Annotated in this window: 11 protein-coding genes; 6 read left to right on the forward strand and 5 right to left on the reverse strand. The window is 33.1% G+C overall.

Annotated features, from left to right (window positions below; genetic code table 11):
- Nucleotides 1-121: 121 nt before the first annotated feature.
- Nucleotides 122-598, reverse strand: coding sequence for a 5-(carboxyamino)imidazole ribonucleotide mutase (purE, locus tag DU428_RS05410; RefSeq protein WP_113966275.1), 477 nt, complete (start codon nucleotides 596-598; stop codon nucleotides 122-124).
- 25 nt (nucleotides 599-623) lie between these two features.
- Nucleotides 624-1784 (reverse strand): 5-(carboxyamino)imidazole ribonucleotide synthase, encoded by a 1161-nt coding sequence (locus DU428_RS05415; RefSeq protein WP_113966276.1) that lies wholly within the window; start codon nucleotides 1782-1784, stop codon nucleotides 624-626.
- Nucleotides 1785-1966: 182 nt separating this feature from the next.
- Between DU428_RS05415 and DU428_RS05420 the strand changes: the two genes are divergently transcribed.
- The 4 genes from DU428_RS05420 (at nucleotide 1967) to DU428_RS05435 (ending at nucleotide 5485) form a co-directional block, all read left to right on the forward strand.
- Nucleotides 1967-3076, forward strand: coding sequence for an adenylate kinase (locus tag DU428_RS05420; RefSeq protein WP_072349838.1), 1110 nt, complete (start codon nucleotides 1967-1969; stop codon nucleotides 3074-3076).
- A 122-nt stretch (nucleotides 3077-3198) separates the two neighbouring features.
- Entirely contained in the window at nucleotides 3199-4197 is a 999-nt protein-coding gene (gene obgE, locus DU428_RS05425; RefSeq protein ID WP_072349837.1) for a GTPase ObgE, read from the forward strand.
- A gap of 6 nt (nucleotides 4198-4203) precedes the next feature.
- Nucleotides 4204-4917: an ion transporter gene (locus DU428_RS05430; RefSeq protein WP_072349836.1), complete on the forward strand. Its 714-nt coding sequence runs from the start codon at nucleotides 4204-4206 to the stop codon at nucleotides 4915-4917.
- A gap of 43 nt (nucleotides 4918-4960) precedes the next feature.
- Entirely contained in the window at nucleotides 4961-5485 is a 525-nt protein-coding gene (locus DU428_RS05435) for a DUF4136 domain-containing protein (RefSeq protein WP_113966277.1), read from the forward strand.
- Nucleotides 5486-5487: 2 nt separating this feature from the next.
- Here DU428_RS05435 and DU428_RS05440 read toward each other — a convergent pair whose 3' ends face one another.
- The 3 genes from DU428_RS05440 to DU428_RS05450 all read right to left on the reverse strand — a co-directional run bounded on the left by DU428_RS05440 (nucleotide 5488) and on the right by DU428_RS05450 (nucleotide 13677).
- On the reverse strand, nucleotides 5488-6882 hold the full coding sequence (locus DU428_RS05440; RefSeq protein WP_072349834.1) for a T9SS type A sorting domain-containing protein: 1395 nt from the start codon (nucleotides 6880-6882) through the stop codon (nucleotides 5488-5490).
- Nucleotide 6883: 1 nt separating this feature from the next.
- Entirely contained in the window at nucleotides 6884-7351 is a 468-nt protein-coding gene (locus DU428_RS05445) for a hypothetical protein (RefSeq protein WP_123796486.1), read from the reverse strand.
- Between the two features lie 224 nt (nucleotides 7352-7575).
- Nucleotides 7576-13677 carry an alpha-2-macroglobulin family protein gene (locus DU428_RS05450; protein WP_113966278.1) on the reverse strand — a complete coding sequence of 2034 codons (6102 nt, stop codon included), beginning with the start codon at nucleotides 13675-13677 and terminating at the stop codon, nucleotides 7576-7578.
- A gap of 160 nt (nucleotides 13678-13837) precedes the next feature.
- On the opposite strand from DU428_RS05450, the gene DU428_RS05455 reads away from it, so the two are divergent.
- Together DU428_RS05455 and DU428_RS05460 are read left to right on the forward strand one after the other, a co-directional pair.
- Nucleotides 13838-14791: a tetratricopeptide repeat protein gene (locus DU428_RS05455; RefSeq protein ID WP_113966279.1), complete on the forward strand. Its 954-nt coding sequence runs from the start codon at nucleotides 13838-13840 to the stop codon at nucleotides 14789-14791.
- Between the two features lie 149 nt (nucleotides 14792-14940).
- A complete protein-coding gene (locus DU428_RS05460; protein WP_113966280.1) occupies nucleotides 14941-16296 on the forward strand; it encodes a UDP-N-acetylmuramate--L-alanine ligase in 1356 nt (451 codons plus the stop codon).
- Nucleotides 16297-16366: the final 70 nt, after the last annotated feature.

Below are 16366 nucleotides of genomic sequence, written 5' to 3' on the forward strand. Positions count from 1 at the left end.
TATTCGAATGCGATGAATTATTGTAATCTTTGAATAAAGTTTTTTCATGTGAGATATAATCTCTGAATTGAAAATTGATTAATAGCGCTTAAACCTCAGGAGAAATCTTGGGGTTTTTGTTTTATAGCCCTTTTGCAGACTCTATAACTTTCAGCTTTAATCCTTCTTTATAAGTAACAATCTTATCTAATACACAAGCATCTGATGTTCCTATAATTTGCGCTGCAAGAATTCCGGCATTTTTTGCTCCGTTTAAAGCAACAGTTGCTACAGGTACTCCTCCTGGCATTTGAAGTATAGATAAAACTGAATCCCAACCATCTATAGAGTTGCTACTTTTTACAGGAACTCCAATAACAGGTAGAGGAGACAAGGATGCTATCATACCAGGTAAATGCGCTGCACCTCCAGCTCCTGCAATAATTACAGCAATCCCATTTTTATGTGCGTTTTTACCATAATCAAACATTTTTTCTGGTGTCCTGTGAGCAGAAACAATGTCTACATCTACAGGTATGTCAAATCCTTTTAAAATGTCTATAGCTTCTTGCATTACAGGAAGGTCGCTTTTGCTTCCCATGATTATGCCTACTTTCATATTATGTTTGTTTTTGTTTGTTGTGTTATTGGTTTTTGCTAATTACCTTAATGGTGTTTTTTACTTTCTCAGCGATTTTACGTGCTTCGTTTATGTCTTCGTTTACTATGGTGACATGGCCCATTTTTCTAAAAGGGCGAGTTTCTTTTTTTCCGTAGATATGCGGAGTAACACCGTCCATACTCATGATTTCTTCTATGTTTTTATAAACAACGTTTCCGGTATAACCTTCAGCTCCAACTAGATTAACCATAATACCACCGCCTTTGTTTGCTGTGCTTCCTAGAGGTAAGTTTAAGATGGCTCTAATATGTTGCTCGAACTGTGAAGTGTAATTTGCTTCAATGGTTTGGTGCCCAGAATTATGAGGTCTTGGCGCTACTTCGTTTATTAATATTTTATCATCTTTTGTTTGAAACATTTCCACTGCTAATAAACCAACGTGTTTAAAAGCTTGTGAAGTTTTTAATGCTACTTCTTCCGCTTTTTTAGCAATTTCAGGATCTATTCTAGCTGGACAAATTACATATTCTACTTGATTTGCTTCTGGATGAAATTCCATTTCTACTACAGGGAAAGTTTTTACTTCGCCTTTTGCGTTTCTAGAAACAATAACAGCTAATTCGTTTTTAAAAGGAATAAGTTCTTCCGTTATGCATTCTCCTTTAGGTAAACCGTTTAAATCTTCTAAAGTTCTAACAATTTTCACCCCATTACCATCATATCCAAATTGAGCTGCTTTCCACACAAATGGAAAATGTAAGCCGCCATTGTTTACAGCATCTTCTATTTCAGATAGGTAAGCAAATCGTGAAAATGGTGCTGTTGGTAAATTGTTGTCTATATAAAATAGTTTCTGTTTCGCTTTGTTTTGAATAGTGCGCAGTGTTTTTGCAGAAGGATATACCGTAATTCCTTCCTTTTCTAATTTTTCAAGAGCATCTACATTTACGTTTTCAATTTCAATAGTAAGAACATCTACTTTTTTTCCAAATTGATATACAGTGTCAAAATCTAAAAGGTCTCCTAAATGAAACTCGTTGCTTCCTATTTTGCAAGGAGCATCGTTGCTTGCATCTAAAACACAAGTGTATATATCGTATTTTCTAGTTTCTGTAAGTAGCATTTTACCTAGTTGTCCGCCACCAAGAATTCCGAGTTTAAAAGAAGAAGAGAAATAATTCATAGTATTTATTGTCAAAACAGCAATTTGTTTTTAGTGTGAAATGTATTTTAAAGTTGTTTTATAGTACAAAAATACATTTAAAATTAGAATGAGTTTTAAAATCTTCTAGTTTCTAGCTTCTCACTTAAATCTAAAAGAATTATCTTTGCAAACAATTAACAAAAAACAAGTTAGTCTTTTACATGATAAAGTTAGATGATTTATATTTCAAACCATTTATATCTGCTAAAGAGATTGATGCTGCCATACAAAGAATGGTAGATGAGATTGCTGCAGATTTAGGAGACGAAATCCCTGTATTTGTAGGAATTTTAAATGGTTCCTTTATGCTTGTTAGTGATTTTGTTAAGAAATACCCGAAGCCTTGTGAGGTAACTTTTATCAAGTTAGCTTCTTATGAAGGCATAAAATCTTCCGAAGATATCCAAAGATTAATAGGATTGACACAAGATTTAACGGGTCGTACTGTTGTTATTCTTGAAGATATCATCGATTCAGGAAAAACATTAGCAGAAGTACACCGAATTTTTAAGAACGAAAATGTAAAGTCTTTACTAATAGCTACGCTGTTTCATAAACCAGAAGCTTATAAGAAAGATTTCAAATTACATTATGTAGGTATTGAGATTCCAGATAGATTTATAGTTGGTTACGGACTAGATTATAATGGATTAGGAAGAGATTTGCCGGAAGTATATCAAATTAAAACAACCCAACACATGACAAGTATAGTACTCTTTGGACCTCCAGGAGCTGGAAAAGGAACACAAGCTAATTTTTTAAAAGAAAAATATAATTTAGTACATATCTCTACAGGAGATGTTTTTAGATTCAATATCAAAAACGAAACTGCATTAGGTATGTTAGCTAAATCTTATATGGATAAAGGCGAGTTAGTTCCAGACGAAGTTACTATAGATATGCTTAAAGCGGAAGTAGAGAAAAATGCAGACGCAAAAGGATTTATTTTTGATGGTTTTCCACGTACAAACGCACAAGCAGAAGCTTTAGATGCTTTTATGGAAGAGAAAGATTCTCAAATAAATGCTATGGTAGCTTTAGAAGTAGATGACGAAATTTTAGTAGAAAGATTACTAGAACGCGGAAAAACTAGTGGAAGACCAGATGATGCAGATGAAGACATTATTAGAAACAGAATAAAGCAATACTATAATAAAACAGCTATTCTTAAAAACTACTATACTGCACAAGATAAATATTATGGAGTAGATGGTGTTGGTAGTATTGAAGAGATAACAGAAAGATTAAACAAAGTAATTGATAAGCTATAATTCCTGAAATATATTTAATTATTGAAAAGGAATTTTATGATATCTAAATGTCATAGGCTTTCAATAATAACCAAATCATAAAGATTTAACTAATAAGATCCCCACGCTTGTGGGAAGTAAGCATGACTGAAGGAAATTTTGTAGACTATGTAAAAATGCACGTATCTTCTGGTAAAGGAGGTCAAGGTTCATCGCATTTACATCGTGAAAAATATTTGGCAAAAGGTGGCCCAGATGGTGGAGATGGAGGTCGTGGTGGTCACGTAATTCTTAAAGGAAACGCTAACTTATGGACGCTCTTACACCTAAAATTTAAGAGGCATATTCGCGCCGAACATGGTGGAAATGGATCTAGTGGAAGAAGTTCAGGTTCAGACGGAGAAGATCAATATGTAGAAGTGCCTTTAGGAACTGTAGTTAGAGATACCGAAACCAATGAAGTAATTTTTGAAATCACCGAAGATGGTGAGGAAAGAATAATTGCCGAAGGGGGTAAAGGTGGTCGTGGTAACTGGCATTTTAAAAGTTCTACAAACCAAACACCTCGTTACGCACAACCTGGAATTCCTAAGGAAGAAAAGGATATTACTTTAGAACTTAAATTACTTGCAGATGTAGGTTTAGTAGGTTTTCCTAACGCAGGAAAATCAACCTTACTTTCCGTATTAACTTCTGCAAAACCTAAAATTGCAGATTATGAGTTTACTACTTTAAAACCAAATCTAGGAATTGTAAAGCATAGAGAGTTTCAAACTTTTGTAATGGCAGATATTCCAGGAATTATTGAAGGAGCTGCAGAAGGAAAAGGCTTAGGGTATTACTTTTTAAGACATATAGAGCGTAACTCCATATTGTTGTTTATGATTCCTGCCGATGCAGAAGACATCAAAAAACAATATGATATTCTGTTAGACGAATTAAAGCGATACAATCCAGAAATGCTTGACAAAGAGCGCATGATCGCAATTACTAAATGTGATATGTTAGATGATGAACTTAAAGCAGAGTTAAAAGAAGAATTAGATAACAATTTGCCAATTGACTATATGTTTATCTCATCTGTAGCACAACAAGGCTTAAAAGAGCTTAAAGATAGACTTTGGAATATGTTGAACGAATAGTTCGTTATGAAGCAACGTATAAAAAACATTGTGGAAATAAATGATAGCAAAGCCAGTAAGTTCTTTGCTATCTTTATTCAAGTACTTATTCTAATCTCTATTGTAACTTTTACTTTAGAGACTACACCAAATTTAGAACCAAGAACCTATACTATTATCAATATAATAGAGGTTTTTTGTGTGCTTGTTTTTACGCTAGAATATCTCTTACGTATTTATGTAACAGAAAGAAAGTTGAAGTTTATTTTTAGTTTCTACGGAATTATTGATCTACTAGCTATTTTGCCATTCTATTTAAGCTTTGGTTTCGATTTACGTGCACTAAGGGCTTTACGCTTTTTAAGGCTGTTTAGGGTGTTTAAATTGGTTCGTTATAATCGAGCGTTAAATCATTTTAGTAGAGCTATAAAGTCTTCTAGAGAAGAAATATTTCTATTTTTATTCATCACATTAATCTTAATATATTTTTCTGCTGTAGGTATTTACTATTTTGAAAACGAAGCGCAACCAGAGCATTTTGCTTCTATTCTAGATAGTCTTTGGTGGGCAATTATTACATTAACTACCGTTGGATATGGTGATGTTTATCCAATTACGGCAGGAGGAAAGATATTCACTTTCTTTATCCTTTTAATAGGTTTAGGTATTGTTGCTATTCCTACAGGAATTATTTCTTCGGCACTAACTAAATCTGTTGATCCGCACGAAGAAGAAAAGTAAATCGGCTTTATTCTATAACAGATTCCTTATCTTTAAAATAAAAATGAAAAAGTTACTTCCTGTAATATTTCTATTTATATGTTTTTCTTGTGGTGTTCGAGTGCATTATGACTACGAGAAAACAACAGACTTCACCCAGTATCAGTCTTACAGCTATTTTTTAAATATGAATACAGGCTTAAGCGAACTAGATGCTAAGCGATTGTTTAAAGCTATAGATGAAACTATGGCTCTAAAAGGAATTTCACTTGCAGAAGATTCTGATTTCATTATAAATATTGAAAGTTCTACTTACCAAGATAACCGAAGTAACTCTACTGTTGGAGTAGGTGTTGGAGGCGGAGGTGGAAATGTTGGAGGAGGCATTTCTGTAGGAATTCCTATAGGTCAAGCAAATGTTACTAGACAAATTAAATTTGACTTTGTGGATGCTAAAACCAATCAACTTTTCTGGCAAGCCATAAGTGAAGGTAGTTTTAACCCTAATGCAACACCAGAAAAGCGAGAAGCTGCTTTACAATCTGTAGTTGAAAAAGTGATGAAAAACTACCCTCCGGTAGCTAAGTGATTCTAGTTTTTAACTAACTTTTTAGTTGCAATTAAAACACCTTCTGAGTAAAAGTTTGTAATATATACTCCCTGACTTAAAGAACTAATGTCTATTTGTGAATTTTGATTGTTCAATAAGTTGACAGTTTGGATACTTCTTCCTTCTATGCTAATTATTTCTACTACAACATCTTTACTTAAAGAGTTTTCTAACGTAATATTTACGAAATCTCTAGAAGGATTAGGGTACATAGTTAAACTGTAATCATTTTCTTGAATATCATGGACTCCTAAAGTATTATCTATAACCCAAGTGACTGTTGAAACATGTGTAGTTTCATGACTATCTATGTTAATTTGTGTGTTAGCATCATGAACAACAACTGTTAGGGTATTATTTGAATTTTCAACTAAGTCATTTTCCTCAAGAGTAACTGTCTCCGTATTTTCAGCAAGATAGTTGCCATTAAGTGTCCAAGTGGTTTCTAATGTGTTTGTTGGAAGTGTTTGAATGGTATTTAGTTGAAATTCTATAGGGTAAGTCAATTCACTAATAGTATTTTCTGCCGGAGTATAAGAATCTATAGGAGAAACTAAGTCGTGAATTTTTTCAATAATTCTTTCTTTACATACAGCACAAAAGGGATAGTTGTATCCAACATAACGCATTAAGCATGTTTGATGTGGTCTGTACCAAGTAGCTGATATTCCTGTTGTACCATGCGGATATATTCCAATTCCGTTTACACCCATCCAGTTTTTCCATTTCACGGAATTAGGATTTGTTTCTTGAGTCATATTAGCAGCTTCTGCAACTTGATTGTCACCAGGGTAGTATTCATCTTTTAAATCTGCAAATGAATGACCTAGTTCATGAATTGCGATTTCCTCTGCATATTGACCGGTAGATGTAATAGGGAATTCTCCACCACTTCCTCCATAATAAGGTGAATTTACTAAAATAAGGGCCTGATCATATTGTGGGAAGTTATTAGCCAAAACAGTACTTATAGCTCCTTGATTCATAGTATATAATAATCTATGAATATCATAACTATCATAAGTTGTTCCAAAATGATTATCTACAGTTTGCGTTGGTACATTATACTGATTTTCATCATAAGCTGTTCCTGGATGTGAAGCCCCACTTTCTAATGAAGGAACTTTAATAATATAGACATTAAAATAGTTTTCGTAGCTAGCAAAAGGTTCCTGACCAAACATAGCGTTCATGAAATTGGTAGCGTCTGTTTCGAAGTTCGAAAACTCACTCGATTGATACCCTTCGCTTATTATTACTAAGTTAATTCTCTTATCATCATCTCCAGATAGCTTTATTGCTTGAACATCATATTGTTGTGAAAAAACTAGATGTAAATTAGATATAAGAAGCAGTAAAAGTAAAAGTTTTTTCATGTTATTCAATTTTTGTAGTAATGTGTGTTTTTGGTTTGTTTTCTGTTAGCTCTTTAAATACAATATATTTAGTCTGTGGCTGAAGTTGTAATCTTATATGAAATTGTACAGTATCTAAATCTATTGTTTTCTTTTCAAATTCACCATGATCGTTAATGAATTCAAATGTTTTAATTAAAGGGTTTTTAATATACTGTGTATCTATTTCTTTCAGGTCTTTGTCAAGAATAAAATATTGTAAATCTCCTGGTTGTGTGTTTTCTACAATTGTAGGCTTTTCTTTTAACCTACCTTCTGCAGTAATTTGATTTATTAAGTTAATTTTTTTTTCTCCATTAGTACTTTTAGAAAGTTCGTAATTAAGAAAAAGAAGTTTTGGTGGAGTGTTTACAGTAGGCTCTTCTGAAATCGCTTTTTGATTCGAAGCACAAGAAAGAAAACTAAACAGTAAAACTATAACAATGCTCACTTTGTAACTTAACTTCGAAAATAGCATAAACAAAATATTAACCTGATTATAATCAGGCAAAGTTAAGGAATTAAGTAAGTCAATTCTAAACTAATAATTTAAAAGTAGCTCTAATTATATTGCAAATTAAACTGTTTCCATTTACAGCCATATCTTATTTATTTTTGATTTCTATATCCCTAAGAAAGCAGAAATCATAAAACTTCTGCTTTCTCCTGAATTAGTTATTCTACCGTGATTTTCACACCTTCACTATGACTGCTGAACTCTGGTGCATACATACTTTGAATAGTTGTTATTCCATTACTCATATGTCCAGAATTGTTTACTCGTAAATCGTATTCAAAAACATAAACGCCTTTTGGTAAATAGTCGAAAAAGAAATTAGTTGCAGCATCTTTCGTGCTTTCGTAATAACCTAATCCATCTTGCCATTTGTATTGCGATAATACATTTACTGGCTCTAAACCGGCAGCTCGCATGTCTTTCATATGAACAAATTCCATAGCGCGATCGCTTCGTAATTCTATTCGGACACGAACAAGATCACCTACTTGTAACTTAGTGTCTTTTGTAATCTTAGAAAGCTCTTCTCCTAAATTGGTGTTCTTTTTTAGGAAGAGTTTTTTTCTTAATTTCAAAGGTGTTTCTGCTGAGGTGATTTTATCTAAGTCCTCAAAATATTGCCAGTATAAACCTCCCCAAGCAATACCTTTTCCTTTTTTACTAAGTTTCACTTCCGCCATTTCAGGTTTGATTTCTTCCCCTTTCCAAGAGGTTTTAAAATAACCGGTTCCAGCTTCTACTTTAACGGCTTCTAGTTTTTTAGGATCTAATTTTTGATTTCCAATTACAATATCCACCATATCGGTAACAGATAACCAGTCGCTACCTTGTAGTAGTAAAGCATATACAGCTTCGGTGGTTGCTTTTGTTGTTTTCCAACTATTGGTTTGCTTGTTCTTTAGTAGCCAGATTTTTAGATTGTCTATGTCTTCGAGATTCTTCGCTTCACTCTGAATAACATTTCCAACTTCAGCAAATGCTTCAATTAATAAAGCCTGTGTTTCAATTGGTGCTTGATACCAAAACCAAGAATTGGAGTTTTCTTTCCAATACATTCCTAATTCTTCGCTAGTAATGCTGTTTTCTTTTAAAGATTTTAAAATTGCTTTCGCAGTTTTTTTGTCATTGAATCTTTCAGAAATTAAAGCCATCATTCCTTTAGCATACAAACTTCTAGACAACCAGTATTTTTTGATTTGTGTTTGGTAATAGTTTGTGATCTCTTGAACTTCCTTGCTTTTTTTGATTTCTGGGAAAAAGCTTCGCATGTATATATAATGCAATTGCATATGGCTTAAATGGTCTTTGCTTAATTCTACATCTTTATGATATTTACGGATGTCTTTATACTCTTGAACAAATGCAGCATCTAAAAACTTAATGGCTTTTTCTATCATTTTAGCATCTTCTGAAGTTTCCACCTTCAAATGTTTTAGGTGTCCGAATCCAGTAACGATATGCTGAGTGATGTATCGGTTTTCTCTTCCACCAGCAAACCAAGACCAAGCACCATTATGCATTTGGTTTTGCTCTAGTTGGCGTTTTGCTTTCTTAAGCTCATTATTCATTTTGTTTAAATCGAATAATAGTGCAATTCGTTTTTTCTGTTCGGTTTCAGTTTGAGCATCTCGTAACCAAGGAGTTTCTTGAATTAATATTGCTTTTAACTCTTGATTTTTTTCTAGATTAGAAAGCAATGCATCTGTGTTTCTCCACTGATTAAATACCTCCTGAATCCTAGGATTGTTGTTTGCAATATGGCTTGCTAGTGCATTTGCATAATATCTGCTGAAGATTTGCTCACTGCAATCATAAGGGTATTCCATTAAATACGGAAGTGCTTGTACTGCATACCAAGCCGGATTGCTTGTCATTTCTAAGGTTAAATTATGATGCTTTAAGCTGCTAGAATTGGTATTCTTTAACTTATCTAAAGTGAAGGTTTTTGTTTCGTTACTTTTAATCCACATAGGAAGTGTTTCTGTAACCAACATCCTATTGCTAAGTACAGGAAGTGCATTTTGCTCACCGTCACTATAATCACCAGCTTTTGCAATGATTTTGTATTGTACGGCTTGTACATCTTCTGGAATAAAAAGCGACCATGAAACTTGCGTGTTTCCGTTCGCTTCTACGATAAATTCCTTGATATTCGCATCTTTTTCTGATGAAACAAATAGCTTTTCATCTATGGTTTTTCCTGTTGTAGCGTCAAAAAGTTGTAAAACAGCTTTACCGGAAAGTTGTTTTTCGGTAAGATTTGCAATTTTAGTACTTATGGTAATTTCATCTCCTTCACGTAAAAAACGAGGTGCATTAGGAATAACCATCAATTCTTTTTGTGTTACAGTTTCTAATTTTGTTACTGTGCTTTCTAGATTTTTAGTATGTGCCAATAATTGCAGCTTCCATTTGGTAAGTGCTTCTGGAGTAGTAAAACTAAAACGGATGTTTCCTGTATCGTCTGTTTGTAATTGCGGAAAGAAAAATGCTGTTTCTTGCAAGTTTTTTCGAATGGAAACTCCTGTGAATTCGTTTTCTTTCTCTTCATAAATTTGAACACCTGAAGCCTTTCCCTGTAGAGCGCTTACAACTACTTCCTCTAGCTCGGCATCTTCCATGCTTATAATAGGAACCGAATTTGTGAGTTCGTCTCTATAAGTAGCCACTGTTGTTTCCAATTCTGGAGCAGCAGGAGGAACTCCATTATTGTTAAACTTTTGTCTTGCTATATTGCTTCTAGTAATCATGTAATCCCTACTAGCTCCGAAATACAACCCAAACCAATTTATTTGATCATAGCTTTGTGTCGTGTAATATTTGGTGTCCCGATTTTGACTGTATAATCTAAAACCATTTGTGCCAAAACTTTGTCTTGCATTGCTAGAGTTTTGTGCGTAATAGTTTGGTTGTTCTAAAGGATTAAAATTCCAAGTGTGTGACTTGAATTGATCTAGTGAAGCATCATACATACTAGCTAGTAATTCTGCGCTAACTTTTTCTCCTTGCGGACCTTTAATTTTAAAACTCCATGTTTCTTCTGTTCCAGGTTCTAGCTTGTCTCTAAAACTTAAAGTTTCCATTTCTAATTTGGTTATAGGGTAAGGCACAGAAATATGTATACTACTCCCCTTGTAACTATTAAAAGCCGCGTAACTATAATGCACAGCAAAACCTCCTACATCTTCTTTTTCTATAGGAATACTTATTGTTTTCTTATTTTTATTTAAACGAATAACCTCTTTCTTAATAATTTCATGTTGTTTTTCTACTGAAACTGTGATGTAAATATCCTCTGCAGCCGAAGCAAAAGTAATAAGAGCATTCTCGTCCGATTTGTAGGAGTTTTTATTTGTTGTAATACTAAATAATTGATTGTCTGCTACAGTTTTATCCTTCTCGCTAAACAGAAAAGTCCTAATTTGATCTTTAACTTCTTGACCGAATCTGTCTTTGCTTTCTAGAAGTATGATATAAGCTCCAGATTCCCAATTTTTAATTTTTCCTAAGGCTAATTCTTTTGAAACAGAAGTATCGAATTTTTCATTTAACACTAGTTTCCCTTTTGGCCAATTGTTTATTTCATGTTCGTTTGTATATACTTCGTTTGGAAATAAATTTTGAAAATCAGCTTCTGAAATATCTTGATAAAAAGGAGCTTTCCATGGTCTTGGTCTTAATACTTGTTTCGGGGCTTGTAGCTTATAAACTTTAATGGTTCCTGTTGCAGGAGCAAATTGGTCGTTTAAGTTTTTTGTGTCTATGCTAAGCTTATGGTTTTTATTGTTTTTGTCAAGCTTTTCAGCAATAGAAATATTTGCTAATAAAGCATGATAGCCAACATTTACAATGGTAGTTGCGCTTCGTGTTTCGCCATTCAGGTCTGTAACATCTGCGGTAATTTCATAGTGAAATGTAGGAAGGTTTTTTTTGTCTACACTTTCATCTGGTAGTGCAGGGAATGTAATTTCAAATTCTCCTTTTTTATTAGTTTTAGCTTCCCCGTGAATGATTTCTTGTGGTTCAATTACAAACGAAGGACGATACCAATAATACCAACGAGGATATTGTACTTTTCTGTGCACTCTATAAGAAACTTTAGCATCGGTAATATTACTACCTGCATAGGCTAGTGCGTTTCCTTTTATAGTGATTTCATCATTTACCTTATAAGTTTCGGTAACCGGTTGGAAAGTGGTTTCAAACTTAGGTCGTTTATACTCTTCAACAGAAAAATAATGTGTGGTATAAATATCTTTTATATCCCCATCAAACTCCAATTCAAATTCCCCTGTAATTCCGGTACTAGGTAGTATAAATTCTCCAGCAACCGAACCGAATTCGTTCGTTTTTAATTCTATCTCTTTTACCTCTTGACTGTTTGCGTCGTATAAAGTTATATAAACAGGTTCATTAGCTAGAACTTCTGTTTTTCCATTTTTGCTTTGTATGGCTATTCCTTTAAAGTACACCGTTTGTCCTGGTCTGTAAATACTTCTATCTGTAAATAAAAAGCTTTTATAGGTCTGTTTATCTTCCTTATGATAGTTGTTTTGGTATATATAATAATCCCCAAAATAAGCCTTGTCACCTTGGTGTGTAACTTCTATTTTTACATTGCTATATCTTGAAGAGTCTATGTTTAATGTAACTTCCCCTTTTTCGTTTGAAACATGTTTTTCTGAAGAAAAAGTTCTTCTTCCATTTTTTAGATATCTGATATTAATTTTAGCATCCGGAATTGGTTTTCCGTTATTTCTATCTATAACTTGAAAAATAGTCTTGCTATTTGTCGTGTTTTCAACGATTGCTAGATTGGTGATTTGAACTTTCGAAAAGGCATAAGTCTTATTTTCTGTTTCTGCTAAAAGAATATATCTACCAGAATTTAGTTTAGGAATTACTACTTCGGTATTATGTTTTTGGTAGTCGTTTTCGTTACATAAAGAGCTATTCCAACTAGTCGTTAATGGAAGTTTTTTTATAAGCTCCAGTTTTTCATCCTGCCTATAAGTTTTGTTAATTTTTTCTAGCTGTGATTCATTAATTTCAAAGACAGAAAACTGAAGGTTTTCAATGTTTTTGTAATTTATTAGAAGTCTAGCATGTTTTTGAACTGGTAAATGTTCTTCTGTGGTAATATATAAGCTTTGTTGAAGAATTCTATCACGAAGAACTGCAGATTTTTCTGCAGCTACACTTTTTGGGAATTTTGATGTTAGTTCGTCAATTAATGTGATTGCTTTTTGTAGTTTCCAACGATGATCATTATTGCTATCTTGGTTGTATTCGCTACCTTGAAGCATATAAAAGAAAGCAATTTCAAAAGTGTATAATCCTGAAACCTCTAGGTCTTTTACTTTTTGGATTTCTGCTTGAAGGGTCTTTTGGTAGATAAGGTCTTTGTTATCAAAGGAGGCATGATTCATAGCAAAGTGTAGTCTTTTAATATTTACATCTACAAATGCTTCTGATGTTTTATCCTTGCTATGAAACTGTATTAAGTTTTGATAAATTTTTAATGCCTGTAATTGGTGGGAAGTTGTATCTTTTGTAGTGATAGGTAGCTTTATAAAAGTATCGGCTTCACTTAAGTAATCTTCATGATTTATGGTGAATTTATATGCAGGTTTTGCAATGCTATTTTCGTCTGTTTTGTAAAAATCTAGAACATTATGACTTAGCAAGTCGTAAAGCGTAGGTCTAAAAGTTTTAGAGTTTTCTTGCTTGTGTAAAATTTCATCAAAATCCTCTAGGCTTGTTTCTTGTAGGAGTTTTTTGTTTTCTAGAGAATTCTGAAAATGAATGCTCACCTCATTAAAAAGCGTTTGTAAATCCCAAGTTCTAAAGTCTGTATCATCAACTTTTTCTTCGGTTTTTGTTCTGTTATAAAATTTATATCTGTTCTGTTGAAAGTATTGCCAATATAAATTAGCAAGCATGTTTTCTAAAAGGTTTTTAGTAGGCGAAACACTTTTATTAATTTCCTCTTTAAAGTCAAGGATAATTTTTAGTTGTGCATCTTCCTCAAGGGTTAAGGCGTATTTACTTTTGTATATTAGTGTCTTAACAGTTTGCGGAGAGTTTTTATCTGATTTCGCTTTGCGACTAATTTCTTCTACAACTTTTAATGCTGATTTTGTTAAACCTTTTTTTTCAAATGTATCGACTTGAGCCCATAGCTTTTTAAAATCATCGGATTGTGCTAACGCACTGTTGGCGAAAAGAAGAATCATGATTATAGATAGAATTTTTTTCATATTTATAGATTTGTATGCTGCTAACTTCAAAATGCGTTCCAAAAAAGAGTTCCTACTGAAGTCTATGCTCAATTTAAGGAATTTATTTTTTTGAAGTTAAAACTCCTTCCGTTTAAAATAGTTTTTGAAAGTTTATATTTGTTTATATTGTCTAATAAGTATGTCTAAGTTAATTTTCTTCTTTTTATTTCCCTTGTTGAGCTTCAGTCAGCAAAGTATAGTTTTTGCAGAAGAACTTCTTCAGAAAAAGGAATATATAAAAGCAGAAGTAACACTGTTTGACTACTTAAATGAAAATCCGAATGATTTAAAAGGAATAGAATTATACGGAGATGCCTTTAGCTATCAGAAAAAATGGGACGAAGCTATTACGCAATATGATAAGTTAATAGCTGCGAAGCCAGAGGTTGCGAATTACCATTATAAATATGGTGGAGCTTTAGGAATGAAAGCTTTAAGTGTGAATAAACTAATGGCATTATCTATGATTGGCGATGTTAAAGAAGCTTTTTTAACTGCAGCAAAATTAGATAGCAAGCATATTGATACTCGCTGGGCTTTGGTAGAATTATACATGCAATTACCAGGGATTATTGGAGGAAGCTTATCTAAATCCTTGCAGTATGCCAATGAGTTAGAAGCTATTTCAAAAGTAGATGGATATTTGGCAAAAGGTTATATTTATGAGTATGAATCCTCACCAGAACTAGCAGAGAAATATTATAAAAAGGCAATTAAAGTTGGAGGCTCTTTAACTTGTTATGAAAAACTTTCTACCTTTTACGAAAAGGAAAACCAACCAGAAAAAGCACTTGCAACTATAGAGGCTTCGCATGAAAAACACCAACGGAATGCCTTGCATTATCAAATAGGAAAGGTTGCAGCAAGCTATAATATTCAGTTAGCAAAAGGCGAAGAATTTCTACACAAGTATATAGCAAATTATAAAGCAGGAGACGGAGTACCAATTGCTTGGGCAAATTACAGATTGGCACAGATTTATAAACATAGACAAAATAAAGCTATAGCCTTAAAGTATATTAATTTAGCTATTTCTGAATTACCAAAAGTGAAAGTTTTTAAAGAAGAAAAGGACTTCATCTTAAATCTTTAACGCATTATTGTTTTGCTTCATTTCTACAAGGTATATGTTATTTGCTTCTTCAGAAAAGCATGCTATATAACAATCTCTACAACAGATATTGGAAAATTAGTGAAATTCGTGTCAAAAAACTATCTTTGAAATATCTTCAAAATTAAGACATGAACGTACATTTTATAGCTATTGGCGGATCTGCAATGCACAATCTAGCCCTAGCATTACACAATAAAGGATACCAAGTAACAGGAAGCGATGATACTATTTTTGAGCCTTCTAAATCTCGTTTAGAAGCTAAAGGACTTCTTCCAGAATCTTTTGGTTGGTTTCCAGAAAAGATAAACCAAAACTTAGATGCTGTAGTTTTAGGAATGCATGCCAAGGCAGATAATCCGGAACTATTAAAAGCTCAAGAATTAGGGTTAAAGATTTACAGCTACCCGGAATTCTTGTACGAACAATCTAAAAATAAAACTAGAGTTGTTATTGGTGGAAGCCACGGAAAAACAACAATAACCTCTATGATCTTACATGTTATGCATTATCATAACAGAGATGTAGACTATATGGTTGGTGCGCAACTGGATGGATTTGATGTAATGGTAAAACTTACCGAAGAAAATGATTTTATTGTTTTAGAAGGGGATGAGTATTTAAGTTCGCCAATAGATAGAAGACCAAAATTTCATTTATACAAACCAAATATTGCATTATTAAGCGGAATAGCTTGGGATCATATCAATGTGTTTCCAACGTATGAAAACTATGTAGAGCAATTCAGCATATTTGTAGATAGTATTGTTAGAGGCGGAAGCATCACATATAATGAAGAAGATGCCGAAGTAAAAAGAGTAGTAGAAGCAAGTGAAAATACCATTAGAAAACTAGCATATCAAACTCCTGAATATACTGTTGAAGATGGAGAAACACTTTTAGATACTCCAGAAGGACCACTTCCAATTGAAGTATTTGGGAAACATAACCTTAATAATCTAGCAGGAGCAAAATGGATTTGTCAGCATATGGGAATTGATGAGGATGATTTCTATGAAGCTATTGCAACTTTTTCAGGAGCAAGTAAAAGGTTAGAAAAAATTGCCGAATCTAATACAAGTGTAGCTTATAAAGATTTTGCACATTCTCCTTCAAAGGTGGAAGCTACTACCAACGCAGTAAAAGAACAATACCAAAACAGAAAGCTTGTAGCTTGTTTAGAATTACATACGTATTCTAGTTTAAATGCAGAATTTCTAAAAGAATATAAAGGAGCTTTAGACGCAGCAGATGTTGCGGTAGTTTTCTACTCTCCACATGCTGTAGAAATTAAGAAATTAGAAGCAGTAAGTAAAGAGCAAATAGCTAATGCTTTTCAGCGCAAGGATCTAATTATTTATACAACTCCAGAGGAGTTTAAAGAATTCTTATACGCACAAAACCTAGATAATGCTGCCTTATTACTAATGAGTTCTGGTAATTATGGCGGATTAGATTTTGATGAGGTTAAAAGTTTGATAAAATAGTTTTACAGCATTTTCATAAGAAGCTCTGCATAAGCAAATAAGGTAAATTTTAAGACTTACTTAAAATTTG

Origin of the sequence: Oceanihabitans sediminis (genome assembly GCF_003337215.1) — a bacterium.
Taxonomy (GTDB): domain Bacteria; phylum Bacteroidota; class Bacteroidia; order Flavobacteriales; family Flavobacteriaceae; genus Oceanihabitans; species Oceanihabitans sediminis.

Excerpts from the sequence above, each read along its gene's own strand:
- DU428_RS05435 (WP_113966277.1), top strand. The coding sequence starts at position 4,961 with ATGAAAAAGTTACTTCCTGTAATATTTCTATTTATATGTTTTTCTTGT.
- DU428_RS05430 (WP_072349836.1), top strand. The coding sequence starts at position 4,204 with ATGAAGCAACGTATAAAAAACATTGTGGAAATAAATGATAGCAAAGCC.
- purE (WP_113966275.1), bottom strand. The coding sequence starts at position 598 with ATGAAAGTAGGCATAATCATGGGAAGCAAAAGCGACCTTCCTGTAATG.
- DU428_RS05460 (WP_113966280.1), top strand. The coding sequence starts at position 14,941 with ATGAACGTACATTTTATAGCTATTGGCGGATCTGCAATGCACAATCTA.
- DU428_RS05455 (WP_113966279.1), top strand. The coding sequence starts at position 13,838 with ATGTCTAAGTTAATTTTCTTCTTTTTATTTCCCTTGTTGAGCTTCAGT.
- DU428_RS05440 (WP_072349834.1), bottom strand. The coding sequence starts at position 6,882 with ATGAAAAAACTTTTACTTTTACTGCTTCTTATATCTAATTTACATCTA.
- DU428_RS05415 (WP_113966276.1), bottom strand. The coding sequence starts at position 1,784 with ATGAATTATTTCTCTTCTTCTTTTAAACTCGGAATTCTTGGTGGCGGA.
- DU428_RS05450 (WP_113966278.1), bottom strand. The coding sequence starts at position 13,677 with ATGAAAAAAATTCTATCTATAATCATGATTCTTCTTTTCGCCAACAGT.
- obgE (WP_072349837.1), top strand. The coding sequence starts at position 3,199 with ATGACTGAAGGAAATTTTGTAGACTATGTAAAAATGCACGTATCTTCT.
- DU428_RS05420 (WP_072349838.1), top strand. The coding sequence starts at position 1,967 with ATGATAAAGTTAGATGATTTATATTTCAAACCATTTATATCTGCTAAA.